The 16,410-nt window shown below is 31.5% G+C and carries 13 protein-coding genes and 1 other RNA gene; 7 read left to right on the forward strand and 7 right to left on the reverse strand.

The features are described 5' to 3' along the window. Positions 1 to 4,164, reverse strand: a 4,164-nt coding sequence (locus tag ACJBCC_RS10425) for a choice-of-anchor E domain-containing protein (protein WP_407557122.1), incomplete at its 3' end; no start/stop codon positions are given. Between the two features lie 333 nt (positions 4,165 to 4,497). Here ACJBCC_RS10425 and ACJBCC_RS10430 point away from each other — a divergent pair. The 4 genes from ACJBCC_RS10430 to ACJBCC_RS10445 all read left to right on the forward strand — a co-directional run bounded on the left by ACJBCC_RS10430 (position 4,498) and on the right by ACJBCC_RS10445 (position 8,571). After that, the gene (locus tag ACJBCC_RS10430) at positions 4,498 to 4,989 is read left to right on the forward strand and encodes a SixA phosphatase family protein (protein ID WP_407557123.1); all 492 of its coding nucleotides are present in this window, start codon (positions 4,498 to 4,500) and stop codon (positions 4,987 to 4,989) included. Continuing rightward, entirely contained in the window at positions 4,982 to 7,036 is a 2,055-nt protein-coding gene (gene ppk1 / locus ACJBCC_RS10435) for a polyphosphate kinase 1 (RefSeq protein ID WP_407557124.1), read from the forward strand. The genes ACJBCC_RS10430 and ppk1 overlap by 8 nt, the downstream gene beginning before the upstream one ends. A 1-nt stretch (position 7,037) precedes the next feature. Next, a complete protein-coding gene (locus ACJBCC_RS10440) occupies positions 7,038 to 7,943 on the forward strand; it encodes a Ppx/GppA phosphatase family protein (protein ID WP_299100574.1) in 906 nt (301 codons plus the stop codon). Between the two features lie 97 nt (positions 7,944 to 8,040). Beyond that, the gene (locus ACJBCC_RS10445) at positions 8,041 to 8,571 is read left to right on the forward strand and encodes a porin family protein (RefSeq protein WP_299100572.1); all 531 of its coding nucleotides are present in this window, start codon (positions 8,041 to 8,043) and stop codon (positions 8,569 to 8,571) included. A 52-nt stretch (positions 8,572 to 8,623) separates the two neighbouring features. Here ACJBCC_RS10445 and ACJBCC_RS10450 read toward each other — a convergent pair whose 3' ends face one another. Genes ACJBCC_RS10450 through dnaX form a run of 3 tightly spaced genes read right to left on the reverse strand, consistent with a single transcriptional unit; the run spans position 8,624 to position 11,562 of the window. Beyond that, positions 8,624 to 9,205 carry a tRNA-(ms[2]io[6]A)-hydroxylase gene (locus tag ACJBCC_RS10450; protein ID WP_299100570.1) on the reverse strand — a complete coding sequence of 194 codons (582 nt, stop codon included), beginning with the start codon at positions 9,203 to 9,205 and terminating at the stop codon, positions 8,624 to 8,626. Between the two features lie 2 nt (positions 9,206 to 9,207). Continuing rightward, on the reverse strand, positions 9,208 to 9,789 hold the full coding sequence (locus ACJBCC_RS10455) for a hypothetical protein (protein WP_407557125.1): 582 nt from the start codon (positions 9,787 to 9,789) through the stop codon (positions 9,208 to 9,210). A gap of 39 nt (positions 9,790 to 9,828) precedes the next feature. Further along, positions 9,829 to 11,562: a DNA polymerase III subunit gamma/tau gene (dnaX, locus tag ACJBCC_RS10460; protein ID WP_407557127.1), complete on the reverse strand. Its 1,734-nt coding sequence runs from the start codon at positions 11,560 to 11,562 to the stop codon at positions 9,829 to 9,831. Between the two features lie 144 nt (positions 11,563 to 11,706). Between dnaX and rnpB the strand changes: the two genes are divergently transcribed. Continuing rightward, an RNA gene (gene rnpB / locus ACJBCC_RS10465) (RNase P RNA component class A) lies at positions 11,707 to 12,031 on the forward strand. A gap of 36 nt (positions 12,032 to 12,067) precedes the next feature. On the opposite strand, the gene ACJBCC_RS10470 is transcribed toward rnpB, so the two are convergent. From ACJBCC_RS10470 to ACJBCC_RS10480, 3 genes are read right to left on the reverse strand one after another with little or no spacing between them, the layout of a single operon-like run. Next, positions 12,068 to 12,613 (reverse strand): RsmD family RNA methyltransferase, encoded by a 546-nt coding sequence (locus ACJBCC_RS10470; protein WP_407557129.1) that lies wholly within the window; start codon positions 12,611 to 12,613, stop codon positions 12,068 to 12,070. Next, positions 12,613 to 13,422 carry a DUF3822 family protein gene (locus tag ACJBCC_RS10475; protein WP_407557130.1) on the reverse strand — a complete coding sequence of 270 codons (810 nt, stop codon included), beginning with the start codon at positions 13,420 to 13,422 and terminating at the stop codon, positions 12,613 to 12,615. The genes ACJBCC_RS10470 and ACJBCC_RS10475 overlap by 1 nt, the downstream gene beginning before the upstream one ends. A 1-nt stretch (position 13,423) precedes the next feature. After that, positions 13,424 to 14,149, reverse strand: a complete 726-nt coding sequence (locus tag ACJBCC_RS10480) for a hypothetical protein (RefSeq protein ID WP_407557132.1) — start codon at positions 14,147 to 14,149, stop codon at positions 13,424 to 13,426. A 156-nt stretch (positions 14,150 to 14,305) separates the two neighbouring features. On the opposite strand from ACJBCC_RS10480, the gene ACJBCC_RS10485 reads away from it, so the two are divergent. Both ACJBCC_RS10485 and ACJBCC_RS10490 read left to right on the forward strand, forming a co-directional pair. Next, a complete protein-coding gene (locus tag ACJBCC_RS10485; RefSeq protein WP_407557134.1) occupies positions 14,306 to 15,742 on the forward strand; it encodes an ATP-dependent RecD-like DNA helicase in 1,437 nt (478 codons plus the stop codon). A 12-nt stretch (positions 15,743 to 15,754) separates the two neighbouring features. Then, the gene (locus tag ACJBCC_RS10490) at positions 15,755 to 16,402 is read left to right on the forward strand and encodes a DUF2459 domain-containing protein (RefSeq protein ID WP_407557135.1); all 648 of its coding nucleotides are present in this window, start codon (positions 15,755 to 15,757) and stop codon (positions 16,400 to 16,402) included. The last annotated feature ends 8 nt before the right edge of the window (positions 16,403 to 16,410 follow it).

Raw genomic sequence — 16,410 nt, forward strand, 5'->3', positions numbered from 1 at the left:
CGTACCATCATCACAGCCTTGAGCTGACGTTGCATTAACTTTATCAATAGACACACTCAACGCTTCCGAAGGTTGTGTAATAGAAATATTATGAACCACAGGATCACAAGATGATCCATCCATAGTAACACTCACATTATAGTTCCCAGCAATGACATCAGCTATCGTACTCGAAGTAACACCAGCATCGATATCGCCATTAGACCATGTAAAAGTAAAAGTAGCCGTAGGATTAATCACAGAACTCGCTGACACAGTTGCTGCACCAGTATCGTTTCCGTTACATAAAACATTGGTAATAGTTCCAGAATTTGTAACAATATCACAATCGTCCGTACAAGAAATAGTTATAGATTGTGAAGTCGTACAATCATTAGCATCAGTAACAACAACAGTATGATCTCCTACAGGTAAGTTAGTAGCATTTGCTGTAGTTTGATTAGAGGCAGAGGCTGACCATAAATAAGTATAAGGTGCTGTTCCACCAGTTGTAGAAGCATCCGCTGAACCGTTATCACAACCTTCGATTGAAGTTGCATCTACTTTAGTAACAGAGAGATTTAAAGCGTCAGGTTCTGTTATTTCAAAATCAATAGTGTATTCACAATCATTAGCATCAATTACAGTAAATGTATAATTACCTGCTGCCAGATTTTCAAAATAACTTTCAGATTGAGTTGTTGATCCATCATTTATAGAATAACTATAAGGAGGACTACCTCCTTCGCCTATATATTTTATACTACCGGTTTCTTCACTGAAACACTTTACACTATTATTATAAACAAAATTTGCCGTTAGAGCACTAGGTTCGGAAATTGTTACACTGTTCGTAACTTCACAATCGTTAGCATCAATAACTTTAAGAGAATATGTTCCAGCAACAACATTGGATAATGTTGGAGAATTCGTTCCAATAGGATTACCTTCAGAATTTGACCATATATAAGTAAAAGGTGTTGCATCACCAAAAACTGATGCTGTTGCACTACCTGAAGCTTCACCATTACAATTCGCATTTGTAGGTGTTATAGTCCCAATTACAATACTTTCACTAACATTATATGTATATGTTACTTCATATTTATAACGCGCATTACTCATAAAGTTTATTAAACTACTACCTGTAGAAGATGAAGAGGAGTTACTATTTGTTTCAAAATTTAAAGGTAAAACACCAGTTCCAATAAAGTTGCCAAGGTCACTAACAGAGGTGTAAACGGAATTTCCGCTATCCAAAGTTGTATCTAGTATATAAACAATATCGTCATCTGTAGTTGGGTCATTAATGATATTTGTGACCCATAATGGATTATTTGTAGGATCAATACCTAATAAAAATGATTTAGAAACGAATAGATTAAATGCTTCCTGCATTCCATTATATGTAGATTCAGATGGCATACTATCTCCAGGCCAATTACCTTCAGCTGGAACTAAAACTTCTTCATTAATTGGAATATATTGAGAAGTTGCGTAACCATTTGTTCTAGCTAATTCAAGATTTGCAGTAATAGCACTAAGACTGCCAATAGAGTAAGATACATTTGCGTCAATTGCGCCTCTAACAAACCCATTAGTGGTTGTGTTTTCAAAAAGCAGTGCGCTTCTAAATTCACTTGAATAACTTACGTCAACCTGTGTTAAGGTTCTTGTACTACCAGGATCAAATTTTGGAATATTTACAGCGAACTCATCAATATCAGTAAAAATAAAATCGGATTCAAAAGTGTACGTAACTTGCTGATTTGTAGCTTCAGGCACACAATTTTCTGAACACGTCCCAGGATTTGTTAGATTCAATGTTTCTGTTAATCCACATGGGTTAGAGGTTATTGTAATTACAAAATCTCCCAATCCTAGACCACCATTATGAATTATAAAATCTGTAGAATATCCATAACTCACATTGTTTGCAATTTCTTCAGAAATTACGTTTGAATCTGAGGTATATAGAGTTTTATTATAGTAAACATTAACAGGAGATCCATTTTGAGTTGCAGTTACATTATAGGTGTAAGGGTGTTGGAAATAGTCAGTCGGAGCATCTGGTTCTATAGTAAATGTAATAAAGTCATCTGAAGCATCATCAAAAGTACCAGCATTATTGCATGTTGCTGCATAAATTTCTGAATTAAGATTTTTAAATGGTGGCTCAGAAACGGTTACGCTCTTGGAAACGGAACACCCATAATAATCGGCAACAGTTACATTATAAGTACCTGCACTAAGGTTTGTAAGGTTATCATTTGTAGAACCGTCATCCCACGTGTAATAAATAGGTGGAGTTCCACCTTCTACATTTAAGTATATCGCACCTGTATTATCGCCATTACATTCAACATTTGTAATTGAAGAGGCCGTGACAATTAATTCATCTGGTTCTGTGATTTCTAAATCAACTGTAGATGTACAATCTTTGGAATCAATAATTGTAATGGTATAATTACCAGCATAGTAAGGCGGTGCAAAGAAATCACTAGATTGAGTTGTTAGCCCACCATCATCAGAATATAAGTAAGGAGGTGTTCCACCAGAACCCTCAACTTTAAAATCTCCAGAATTGTTACCAAAACAGTCTACGTGTTTTATCCAATCTACTTCAACAGCCAACTCTTCTGCTGGTTGTTCAACTTCAAAACTTTCAGATTTAGTACATCCATTGGCGTCAGTAACGGTTACTGTATAGGTGTTTGCATATATGTTACTCAAATCTTCAGATGTTGCAGAATTACTCCAGCTATATGTATATGGTGTAGTACCACCTGATACAGAAATATCGATTGCTCCATCATCACCTAACTTACAAGAAACATCAGTAATGTCGGCAGTAATCTTCATGTTAGAAACCATGATTGGGTTATCTGTAAAATATTTTTCACAATTAGAATTAACATTTTTAATTACTAAATTATAAGCACCAGTAGGTACAGTAAATGTAGGCGAACTTTGATATGCCATGCCATTAAGTTTGTATTCAAACTCTGTACCTAAAGGAGAAGTCACTTCTATAGTAAAATCACCAGCAACGTTACAATCAACGGTGTATGTTGGGTTAGGGGGTAAGTCAACAAAATTCATAAAAACAGATGCTTGATCACAAACTGTTTGGTTTGGAGATGGTAGACATACGCTGTATTCGAAACTTACTTCACCTGTAAAATCTGCTGTTGGTGTGTATGTGTATGTTCCATCTGTATTAAACTCAAAAAAGTCTCCTGCAGGTGTTGGAGCAGAGACTAAAGTATAAGTAGAATTTTCAGGAGCATTATTCGTTAATTTTAAATCGCCAGAATATCGTTCATTAATACAATTAATTTGATGGTTATCAACAGCGTATTTTTGCATTATTAAAAATTTTCCATCACCATGATCATTTGTAGATGCGTTAAATTCTATTTTTGTGATTTTTGATCCAATAGGTACAATATCACTTAAATAAAATAAAGCCATACCAAGAGTTTTATTTTGCTCTACAGTACGATCTGTTAACCAATAATCTGTTCCTGAATTGGGTATTTGATTAGGAGGATAGAAAGCACCATTTATGGAATTATTATTAGACCTTACAAAAGTTTCACCTAAAAATTGCTCGGCTCCACCGCCTACTGGAGTTCCAAAGACTGCAATATGATAACAGTTGTTAGCATTACGCTCAGTAATAGCTAGTACACCACCTTCATTAGCAGGTATTGATGGATTATAAAAAATAGTTTGTTTTTGCGCATCTGTGGTTGCCACGGCATCAAAATCAAGGCAAATATTTCTACCATTATTACTACACGAGAAAAAGTGATTAAGATTTTTATCTTGAAAAGCAGACAATGCTGCATTGTGCCAAAGTGGGTCACTACTGTCATTAAATATAGTAGCTGAATTTTCCTTTATATGGTTATGAGAATGGCCATTATGACCTACGCGTGTCATTTCATAATCGGTTGGAACAACAAATGAATTATAAACTTGGCCGTCAATAGTCACAGACTCAATGGTCGCAGGATATGTGCCATCTGGTTGTGTAGCCTCTAACCACTGAAAAGTAACACCCGTTTGAATTGATGGTGCTTGTTGAGCAATTAATAAATTTGGTAAAACAACAAGTAAGCCTATGAACATAGCTTTTGCAAATTTTACGACAGAAATACAATTGTATTTTTTTTCCATATTTTTTATCATAACTTAAATGTCTATGATATTATAAATCCACCAAAAATTTAAACAGCAAACGGAGTTTGAGTCTAAACATTTTTAGCACTGAATAATAATATTATTCGTTTTTTTTGTTAAAATATAGAGGGAAATAATACTAGTGTAAATGAAATATAATTAATGGATTAATATATTTTTTGATTTGGGATCATTTACATTAATTTTACGTAACAAAAGTAACTTATAACTTAAACCATACACAAACTTTAGAGTTAAGAGGGCAATTTACTCGTTAAATCGGAGATACACAACCTTTTGTCGGATAAATTTGCGTTTTATCGTAATAATATGAAAACTATAACATTAATTAGGCACGGAAAATCATCTTGGAAGTATGATGTAATAGATCGTGAAAGGCCTTTACAAAGTAGAGGGGAAAATGATGCTATATTGGTTGCAAATCAATTAGTTGTAAATAAATATTTGCCACAGAAAGTATTTTCAAGCCCAGCAAACAGAGCATTGAGTACGTGTAGAATTGTTACTAAAATACTTCAAATTCCAAATGAAAAAATTTCTGTAGTTGAAGAATTGTATGATTTTGATGGTAGAAATGTTATAGAATTTATTAAAAATTTATCAAACACCTTAAATAACATAATGATTTTTGGTCACAACCATGCTTTCACATCTATTTCTAATATATTTGGTGATAGATTTATAGACAATCTTCCTACTAGCGGATTAATTACTATAAAATTTAATATTGAGAGTTGGCAAGATTTAGAAAAAGGAACAACAGAACTTATAATTATTCCTAAGGAATTAAGAAATGACTAAAGACAAAAACATATATATTAATAGAGAACTTAGTTGGCTAAAATTTAATGAACGTGTTCTTCAAGAAGCAGAAGATAAAAATGTGCCTCTTATAGAGCGCTTAAGATTTCTTGGTATATTTTCTAATAATTTAGATGAGTTTTTTAAAGTTAGATATGCTACTGTAAAAAGAATATATGAAGCCGGTAAAGGCGGTAAAAGTGAGTTAGGTGGAATTAAAGCTGGTGATTTGTTAGAGGAAATAACTAAAATAGTTATTGAGCAGCAAGGTCATAGTGTAGAGATTCTTGAAGAAATAGAAGCAGAACTACAACAAGAAAATATACATATTATAAATGAAACTGAGATTGATGAAAATCATCATGAGTTTATAATGAACTATTTTTATCAAGAGATAAGTCCAGCATTAGTAGTTATAATGCTTAATGAAGAAGTTGCTTTACCAGAGTTAATGGATATTTCTGCTTACCTAACGGTAAAAATGTCTAGCCCGAATTTAAAAGATCAAGTTGCATTGATAGAGATTTCTGCAGCTATGGATCGTTTTGTGGTTTTACCTAATAAAGGTGAAAGTAATTACATTATAATGTTAGATGATATACTAAGATATTGCTTAGATGAAATTTTCAATATATTTAATTACGATTCTATAAGTGCACATATGATAAAGATAACTCGAGATGGTGAGTTAGACTTTGATAGTGATTTAAGCAAAAGTTTTATAGATAAACTTACAGAGAGTGTAAAGGATAGGCAAAGTGGAGCTCCTGTTAGGTTCGTTTACGATAAAAGTATAGAAAAAGATACATTAGAGTTTCTATTAACACATATGGGAATTGATGAAAAGGAAAGTATAATTCCTGGAGGTCGTTATCATAACCGTAGAGATTATATGAGTTTTCCAAGTTTGGGAAGAACAGATTTACTCTATGAAAAAATTAAACCATTACCAGTAAGAGGGCTTAGTTTAGAGGAAAGTATTTTTAGTACTATTGCCAAAAAAGATTATTTAGTTTATACACCTTACCATACGTTTTCTTATATCGTTAAATTTTTAAGAGAAGCAGCTTTAGATCCAAAAGTAAAAACTATCAAAATAACCATTTATAGATTAGCACAAATTTCTCACGTTGCTAGTTCTTTAATTAACGCAGCAAAGAACGGAAAAAAAGTAACTGTTTCTATAGAGTTAAGAGCACGTTTTGATGAAGCAGCAAATATTAATTATGCAGAGCAAATGCAAGCAGAAGGTGTTACGATGCTTTTTGGTGTTACAGGATTAAAAGTACATTGTAAAATGTGTGTTATAGAGCGTGAAGAGAATGAAAAAATAGTGCGATATGGATTTGTAAGTACAGGTAATTTTAACGAGTCTACTGCAAAGATTTACACCGATTTTACGCTGATGACTGCAAATCCTAAAATCTTAAAAGACGTCAATAAAGTATTTAATTTTTTTGAAGTTAACTATAAGGTAAACCGATACAAACATATTATAACCTCACCTCACTATACTAAGACTAAGATTTTTGCATTAATAGATAAAGAAATTGAAAGTGCAAAAAACGGAAAATCAGCATATATAAAATTGAAAATGAATAGCATTAGTAGCTATAAAATGATCGATAAATTATATGAAGCAAGTAGAGCAGGAGTCAAAATACAAATGATCGTTAGAGGATTGTGTTGTATAGTACCTGGTGTAAAAGGTATGAGTGAAAATATTGAAATTATTAGTATAATAGACAAGTTTTTAGAGCATACACGTCTGTATATTTTTAGTAATCAGAATGATCCTAAAATATATATATCGTCTGCAGATTGGATGACACGAAATATTGATAATAGAGTAGAAGTAAGTTGTCCTATATATGATGAAGATATTAAACAAGAACTACAGCATTTGTATGATATATGTTGGAATGATAATACAAAAGCAAGAGTAATAAACGAAAATCAAGATAATAGTTATCGAAAAAATAATAACCCAAAAGTAAGAGCGCAATTTGATACCTATAAATATTATATAAATAATTTAGAAGGATAATATGCTAAAGATACAGAAATATGCAGCCATTGATATTGGATCTAATGCCGTGAGGTTATTGATTTCGAATATTATTGAACAAGATGATGAGCCTGTAATTTTTAAAAAAAATTCATTAGTTCGTGTACCAATTAGATTAGGGGCAGATGTTTTTCTTAATGGAGAAATCTCAGAATATAATCAAGAACGAATGTTAGATACCATGCTAGCTTTTAGTTTAATTATAAAGTCGCATGGTGTAAAACGTTATAAAGCATGTGCTACATCAGCCATGAGAGAAGCAAAAAATAGTGGGCCGTTAACTCAAAAAATTGCTGAAACTTGTGGAATCAATATTGAAATTATTGATGGAGAAGAAGAAGCCGCAATAATTGCGGCAACTGATTTACAATCTTTTATAAATCCAAACAAAACATATTTATATGTAGATGTTGGTGGAGGAAGTACAGAGTTTTCAATCATTCATAATGGAGATAAAAAGCAATCTAGATCGTTTAAAATTGGTACTGTAAGATTATTAAATGATATTGTGAAAAATGAAACTTGGCAAGATTTAGAAAAGTGGATTAAGGAGAATACTAAAAAGTACGAAAAAATAGAATTAATAGGTTCTGGAGGAAACATCAATAAGATTTTTAAAATTTCTGGAAAAGATGCAGGTAAGCCCTTAACCTATTTTTATCTTACAAGCTATTACAAAATGCTTCAAAATTATTCTTACGAGGAAAGAATTACTAAACTAAATCTAAACCAAGATAGAGCAGATGTAATTATTCCTGCAACAAGAATTTATCTTTCTGCTATGAAATGGAGTGGGGCAAAAGATATTTATGTGCCAAAAATTGGACTATCTGATGGAATAATAAAAAGTATGTATTATGAAACTGTTTCTAGTGTTATAGTATAAAAAAACAAGTTTAAATAGTGTAGTTTGTCGGATTTTTCTGCTTATGATATTATAAATATAGAATTTAATTTATATTAGCTATCTCAAATTGATTATTATGAAAAAATATTTATTTGTATTATTATTCGTTTCATTTACTAGTATTGGTCTATCTCAAGATTTAATCTATGGTGTTAGAGGTGCTCTAAATGTCTCTAATTTAGATTATAAGCCAGATGCTCAATTTGAAAATCAACACAGAAATGGATTCGCATTTGCTGGATTTGTAGATTTTGAATTCAATGAGAAAATAGGACTAAGAACAGAATTACAATGGTCTGCTGAAGGCGGTAAAGCTCAAGAATTAAGAGCAGATTACCTTCATCTGCCAATTCTTTTAAATTTACCTGTGTCTGAACGTTTTTCGTTCCTTGTAGGACCGCAATTTAGTTTAAAAACATGGAAAGATAAAGATGCCTTTTCTACGTTTGCTTTTTCTGGTGTGGTTGGTGTGGAATTTATGATAACAGATGAATTTTTTATTGATGCAAGAGCAGCCTATGGTGTATTAAATATTTTAGATGAAGATTTAACATCTTTTGAAGCAAAAAATCATGTATTGCAATTTGGTTTTGGAATGAAACTCTAGGTAGTGCAATAAAATAATAAAAAAAAGTCTTAACGCTAGTTAAGACTTTTTTTTATCCGTGGATAGTTTCTTTATTACCAAGGTTGGTCATAATCTCAGCTTCATAATCTAAAAGCGCCTCCCATTTATCATCAACTTCTTTTCTGTCTCCATATTTTCTGGCAAAGTTTAAAAACATTGTATAATGTCCTGCTTCACTAATCATTAGTTTGCGGTAGAATTTGGCAAGTTTTTTATCTTCCAATTCTTCAGATAGTAATCTAAAACGTTCGCAGCTACGTGCTTCAATTAAAGCAGCATATAAAAGTCTATGTACTAATTGGGTTGTTCTGCTGCCACCTTTAGGAAAGAACTTTATTAGAGCAATGACGTAGTCATCTTTTCGATCTCTACCAAGCGTCCAACCTTTTTCTAAAATTAAATCATGTACCATTTTAAAATGGCTCATTTCTTCATTAACAAGTTCAATCATTTCCTGAACGAGTTCTGTATATTCTGGGAAACCAACAATTAAAGATATTGCTGTACTTGCAGCTTTTTGCTCACAATAGGCATGGTCAATTAAAATATCTTCAATATTCTTTTCAACAATATTTACCCATCGTGGATCTGTTGGTAATTTTAGTCCTAACATAATTAATTCTGTGTTGCATGGACCATATTGATGGTGCCATTATCATTTACATATAAGGTGTGTAGCGCAAAGCGATTGGTCTCTGGTATGGTATACCTAACATCTATAAGAACTTTGTTTTTTAATGTAGGTTCGTCATCTACTTGTATAGATTGTAAAACTGCTAATTTATTGAAGTTATGCAAAGTAGACTCTGTTATAAAATCATCACGATAACCGAATAACTTATTGGCCTTGTCCTTGTCAAAGCTTTCTTCATAAATAAGTTGACCTTGTTTTTCTACTCTTATATCGAATTTAAAATTTCTGTAATGCGTTTGGTAATTGATCGTATCTTTTATCTTAGAAAATAAAACGGTATTGGTCATATCAGAATACGTTTTAATTTTTACGCGATAACCATTACTCATTAAGGTATCAACTTCTCGTTCTATATAGTTTTCAGGTATAAAAACATTAGATTCAAAATTTACTGTTTTTTTGAATTCTTCAATGCTTTCAGATAGGGCTTGGCTTTGTGTTCTTCTGTTTTCGCAGCTTGCAAAGGCGATTGTGATAATAAATAATAAGATTAAATTTTTCATATTATAACAGCGTTTATCAATTTTTGTATGCTAAAGATTCTATATATCTAATCCAAAAGTTTGTCGTAAAACCTCAATATTTGGGTTTTTCTCTTTCAATTTCTCGTATTTCTCTAATGGTGTAAATGCGTATTTTTTAGCAATTTCTTCGTTAACTGTAATATCTAATTTAAGATCGTAATTGAGTAATCGTTTCTTTAAAAATGCCATTAAAGGAAACTCTGCACGTTCTAATTCTATTTTGTTAGTATTGTTAGAATAGGTTAAATAAATAGTTGTGCCTTTTAATTTTGGCTGATCCATTTGTAAAATAGAAGCCATAATTTTTTCGCCTTTTTTATCCATTTTAGCGGTATAGATTTTCCAAGCTTCATCTAACGCCTCTTGCGTTACAGGTTCTTTTGGTAAATCATCTTCATCAATTACAACATCCATTTGACGTAAAAGATGTTCTTTCTTTTCTCTAATACTTTTTAAAGATAATCCTGAAGTGGATTTTTTAGGATTATTAATGGATATTTTAGGAACTGCTATAACTGGTTCTGAAACTGCCGCAATGCTCTCCTTTGGTTTAGGTTGTTCTGCTGTTTTTACTTGTGCATTGTTAAGAGCTACACCTTCAATCTTAGGTTTTTTAGTAACAGGAATAGGAGTAATGCCTCTCGCTTTAAAATACGAAGGCGGAATTATGAAGTGCTTAAGATTTTTTTTTTCTCCATCAAAAGTGATAGAGGCAAGTTGCATAAGTGTTAACTCAACTAATAAGCGTTGATTTTTACTCGTTTTATATTTTAGATCGCAGTCATTAGCTAACCTTATACCTTCCATAAGAAATGTATGTGTTGTTTTCTGTGATTGATCTTGATATTTAATACTAGTATCTTCACCAACTTCTAATAACGGAATGGTTGACGGATTTTTACACACCATTAAATCTCTAAAGTGAGAGGCCAAACCAGCTATATAATGATGACCATCAAATCCTTTTGATAATATAGTGTTGAATTGCACTAACAAATCCGGAATCTTATTCTCTAAAATTAAATCTGTACTCGTAAAATAGGTTTCGTAATCTAAAACGTTTAGGTTCTCAGTAACTGCTTGTCTTGTTAAATTTTTACCTGAAAAACTAACCACACGATCAAATATAGAAAGCGCATCTCGCATGGCACCATCTGCTTTCTGTGCTATAATATGTAGCGCATCATCTTCAGCGGTAATGCCTTGTTCTTGGGCAATATATTTTAAATATTCTTTAGCGTCGGCAACCGTAATGCGTTTAAAATCAAATATCTGACAACGTGATAATATTGTAGGAATGATTTTATGCTTTTCCGTAGTCGCTAAAATGAATATACAATGTTTTGGTGGTTCTTCTAAAGTTTTTAAAAACGCATTAAAAGCCGCCTGAGACAACATGTGTACCTCATCAATAATATATACTTTGTATTTCCCAACTTGTGGCGGAATCCTAACCTGATCAGTTAAGCTTCTTATATCATCTACAGAGTTGTTAGAGGCAGCATCTAATTCAAAAATATTGAAAGCAAAATCCTCATCTTCTTTTGTATCGCCATCACTATTTATCATTTTAGCCAGAATACGTGCACATGTTGTTTTACCAACACCACGAGGACCTGTAAATAATAAGGCTTGCGCTAAGTGATTGTTTTCAATAGCATTAAGTAAAGTATTTGTAATAGCTTGCTGGCCTACAACATCCTTAAAGGTTTGTGGTCTGTACTTACGAGCTGATACTACGAAATGTTCCAAATTTTACTTAATAGTTACTGCATCTTTCCGATGCTATTATGATAAATTTTAATCTACATAACAAATTTAAGAATAACCTTTTAATAGTCCATTCTAAGAGGTTAAAATTAACAGGAGTTATTAACAATTTATGTACTTTTGCACCAAGCAGATCGCCTTATCGCAGAGACGATAAATGTCTCTGAGGAAAGTCCGAACACCATAGTGCAATCATAGTGGTTAACAGCCACCAGTCGTAAGGCTAGGAAAAGTGCAACAGAAAGTATGTACAGGTCATGCTGTAGTGAAACCAGGTAAACTCTATGTGGTGCAATGTCATGTATACTAACGTTTGAGCGTACACGCGCGATTGTTAGAGGGTAGGCAGCTAAAGTTTGCTAGTAATAGTAAACGTAGATAAATGATAAGGCTCTGACGCAACAAAGTTGTCGTCATGAGACAGAATTCGGCTTATAGATTTGCTTAATTAAACAAGCTTCATGTTTTACATGAAGCTTTGTTTGTTTTATTCGATCTTATTTTCAAAAAAGCTAAACATATTCCCACCATAACTTTTAGAATAAGCATAATGATCTATCAGACTTAAATCTGTGTGTTTAGAATGTTCTACTATCAATATGCCTTGATCTTCTAGTAAATCATTTTTAAAAACTAATTCTGGTACTTTAGAAAAAGCTTCGAGATCAAAATCATATGGAGGATCTGCAAAAATGATGGTATGTTGTTGCTTAGACTTTTCTAAAAATTTAAACACATCACTTTTTATGGTGCTTATATTCATGTCAAAAGCTTCTGCCGTTTCATTAATAAATTTAATACAACCATAATTGGCATCTACTGCAGTAATCTGTTCTGTACCTCTCGATGCAAACTCGTAGCTAATGTTTCCGGTTCCAGAGAAGAGATCTAAAACTGAAATATCATCAAAGTAATATTGATTATTAAGAATATTAAACAGCGCTTCCTTAGCCATATCTGTAGTTGGTCTTACAGGTAATTTCTTAGGAGCCGAAATTCGTCTGCCTTTATATAAACCAGATATTATACGCATTAAAAGGAATTTAAGATTACATAATGTTGGTGCAGATAACGTCTATCGGTTTCTGCTACAATATTAAAATTATACGTTTTGTCTATAAATGTTACATTTCTAATGTAGAGATAAAGCATTACAAAATTTTGATCGCCAATAACGATGTTACCACTGAGCAGAGTCGTCGTAGTTTCAACATCTAATTTTAATTGTTCAAACACAAATAATACATAGTAAATAAAATCTTCTTTACTATGATATTCAAATGTATTAAAGAGTTGAAGTTTGTTGTTTTCAAGAACTAAAAGTTCTATCGTCGTTTTATTTACATTTATATATACAACAGGTTCTTCCTCCTTTGTTTCTGGGTTTTGAAGAAATGAATCTATAAGAATGCTCGACGAGTGTTTGTATACAAATTCTCCAAAAGTTTCAAAAATATAATTATTAATGTTTACATAAGGTACATAAACATTAACGCTATCATTAACCGAAATATAATCTTCTGTTATAAAATCGTTTCGAAGTATTTTTGAATTAAATTTTAAGTAATCTACTTTATTCTCGGGATCATAAAGTTTTTCAGGAACAAGCGTTGCTAGTTCGTTTTGATGAATTACTAAAACGTCATTGAAGTCTTCAGAAAACGCAGTATTACTGCTTAATTCTGTTTTTAAATGATTAAGAACAGCATCAGGTAATTGCTTTTGTTCAAAATCTATAGTTTTTAAAAATTCAATCTCGTTTGTAGTTCTATTTAGAATACAAAAAGAAAGCCCATTCAAATTAATTTGAATGGACAGTTCTTTAATATTGTTTGTTTTCAAACTATTCTTTGTTTGTATAACTTTTTGGCCAGTTTCCTTTAGTGAAAACTTCATCCATAGAACCAACTGTTAAGGCTGAACCATTAACGCCATCCACAGATACGACTTGGTTTTCTTTTACAATTAGGTCTTTGTCTTGATCAGCTAAGATGACTGATTTTTCTACGCTTGCTTCAAAAACTGGGTATTCATCTAATTTACCTGCCTTTAAAGTAAATTTGGCACCTGGTTTACCGATACCAACATTCATCATGCTTTTGTAACGATCACTTCCTTTAAAGATAGAATCTTTTAAATTCCAATAATCTAAGGTATCAATTAAAGTTAAAGTTTTAAAAGTTTCTACACCACCAAAGGCTTTTGTTCTTTCTTCATCTAATACTAACGTGTCACGTCTTTGCGTAATAGGCACTTGTCCGTTTTCTACAAATTTTATTAATTCATCAAAATTATCGGTATATTTTCCATTAACATCTTTATATGCTAATTCAGAATCTCTAATATCAATAAGTTTTTCAATTACTATTTTAAAACGTTCTTCTTTAAGTTGATTAAATTTAATTTCATCATAAACTAAATTAAATGTGATATAGCCTAAAAATATAATTAATGCCCATAACACTAAATTCAGTATTGGTTTAATTTTTTTAGGAACAAACTTGTCTATTACCCATACAATTCCGATGGTTAATAATATGAGAGCTACAATTGCTAATATTACATTCATGTTGTTTATTATTTATTAAGGTGTATACGCAAATCTACAATTTTTTTTTGTTGGTTAAAACTATCTAAAATAAAATTAATTAAAAAACTATAACTTATTATAATATGGCCTTATAAAAAAGAGAATAATGTTATCTTGCTCTATAATTATTTCTTTATGATTTCTAATGCTTCTGCATTTTATTCCTTATTAAAATCTAAATTTCCATTTACACCAACATCTAAGCAAGATATGGTGTTAATGCAGTTATCTCAATTTTTATTTGACAGTAATAAAAATTCAATTTATCTATTAAAAGGATATGCTGGTACTGGTAAAACTAGCATTATTGGTACTATAGTATCTAACTTATGGCAAGCTAAAAAAAGTGCTGTTTTATTAGCGCCAACAGGTAGAGCGGCTAAAGTAATTTCTAATTACTCTAAAAAGGAAGCATTTACCATTCATAAAAAAATATATTTCCCTAAAAAAGATAAAGGTGGTGGCGTTAATTTTGTAATGCAACCTAATAAGCATAGAAACACAATTTTCATTGTAGATGAGGCTTCAATGATACCTGATACGCCTTCAGATTCTAAATCTATAGAGAGTACATCGTTGTTAGACGACTTAATGACTTATGTTTATTCTGGTCATGAGTGCAAATTATTACTAATAGGTGATAAGGCGCAATTGCCTCCCGTAAAATCAGATTTAAGCCCAGCTTTAGATCAAAATAAGCTTAGTTTAAACTACAATAAAGACGTTGTTGGAATAGAATTAGATGAAGTTGTAAGACAAGAACAAGATTCAGGAATTCTTAGCAATGCAACCGAATTAAGAGCTGTATTGGAATCTAATTTTTATGATAGTTTTAAATTTGATCTAAATGGCTTTACGGATAGTGTTCGGCTTATAGATGGCTATGAAATTATGGATGCCATTAATGATGCTTACAGCAATGATGGTTACGAAGAAACGGCTATAATTGTTAGAAGCAATAAACGAGCGAATGCTTATAATCAGCAAATTAGGCAGCGTATTTTGTTTAATGAATCTGAATTGTCTGCTGGTGATTATCTCATGGTTGTGAAGAATAATTATTTCTGGATAAAACCAACAACAGAAGCTGGTTTTATTGCGAATGGCGATATCATTGAAGTGCTTGAAATATTTAGCATAAAAGAATTATATGGTTTTAGATTTGCCGAAGTAAAGGTGAAAATGGTAGATTATCCTAATATGAAACCCTTTGAAACCGTTTTACTTTTAGACACTATTGATGTAGAAAGCGCATCTTTAAGTTATGAAGAATCTAACCGTTTATACCAAGAAGTGTCTAAAGATTACGAAGAAGAACCCTCTAAATACAAACGCTTTTTAGGCGTTAAGAATAATAAGTTTTTTAATGCCTTACAGGTTAAGTTTTCTTATGCTATTACTTGCCATAAATCGCAAGGTGGTCAATGGAATACTATTTTTGTAGAACAACCTTATTTACCAAATGGTATGGATAGAGATTATATTCGTTGGTTGTATACAGCCATTACAAGAGCCAAAGAAAAACTATATTTAATTGGGTTTAAGGATGAGATGTTTGTAGAGAAAGATTAATAGTAGATTGAGATGAAATTAATAAAGAGGATTTTTAAATGGATTGTTTATATACTATTAATCCCTTTTACTTATCTAATTATATCATTAATTCTGAGTTATATTACAATAGACCGAAAAGAACAGCATGCAGATTTTAGTAAATCAATATACTTATCTACAAATGGTGTACATTTAGATATTGTAATTCCGAAAGAAAATTTAGATAGTTTAGTGTTAAAAGATTTAAAACACTTTGAACCTGAAGCGTATTTTTCTTTTGGTTGGGGAGATGAAAATTTTTATTTAAATACACCTACCTGGAATGATCTTACGTTAAAAAATGCATTTAGTGCCTTAATTCTCAAGAGTTCAACACTTATGCATGTAATGAGATATAAAGAAAAACGTTCAAATTGGATAGAAGTTAAAGTGAATGCTTCAGAATTAAAAAAGGTAAATGCTTATTTATTGAATACTTTTGAAACGAATAAAGATGGACAAAAAATAACACTTAATAATAAAGGATATACTTCTAAAGATGACTTCTACAAAGCTAAGGGAAGCTATTCTTGTATTAATACATGTAATAGTTGGGTAAATAATGGATTTAAGGAAGCAGGATTAAAAGCGTGTCTATGGACGCCTTTTGATTTTGTGCTATTAAAAAAGCACCATTAAATGTAGCG

Source organism: Winogradskyella sp. 4-2091, from assembly GCF_045765065.1.
GTDB lineage: Bacteria > Bacteroidota > Bacteroidia > Flavobacteriales > Flavobacteriaceae > Winogradskyella.

Coding starts and splice junctions, on each gene's coding strand:
- ACJBCC_RS10470 (WP_407557129.1), bottom strand. CDS start 12,613: ATGCGTATAATATCTGGTTTATATAAAGGCAGACGAATTTCGGCTCCT.
- ACJBCC_RS10450 (WP_299100570.1), bottom strand. CDS start 9,205: ATGTTAGGACTAAAATTACCAACAGATCCACGATGGGTAAATATTGTT.
- ACJBCC_RS10485 (WP_407557134.1), top strand. CDS start 14,306: ATGATTTCTAATGCTTCTGCATTTTATTCCTTATTAAAATCTAAATTT.
- ACJBCC_RS10455 (WP_407557125.1), bottom strand. CDS start 9,789: ATGAAAAATTTAATCTTATTATTTATTATCACAATCGCCTTTGCAAGC.
- ACJBCC_RS10440 (WP_299100574.1), top strand. CDS start 7,038: ATGCTAAAGATACAGAAATATGCAGCCATTGATATTGGATCTAATGCC.
- ACJBCC_RS10480 (WP_407557132.1), bottom strand. CDS start 14,149: ATGAATGTAATATTAGCAATTGTAGCTCTCATATTATTAACCATCGGA.
- ppk1 (WP_407557124.1), top strand. CDS start 4,982: ATGACTAAAGACAAAAACATATATATTAATAGAGAACTTAGTTGGCTA.
- ACJBCC_RS10430 (WP_407557123.1), top strand. CDS start 4,498: ATGAAAACTATAACATTAATTAGGCACGGAAAATCATCTTGGAAGTAT.
- ACJBCC_RS10445 (WP_299100572.1), top strand. CDS start 8,041: ATGAAAAAATATTTATTTGTATTATTATTCGTTTCATTTACTAGTATT.
- ACJBCC_RS10490 (WP_407557135.1), top strand. CDS start 15,755: ATGAAATTAATAAAGAGGATTTTTAAATGGATTGTTTATATACTATTA.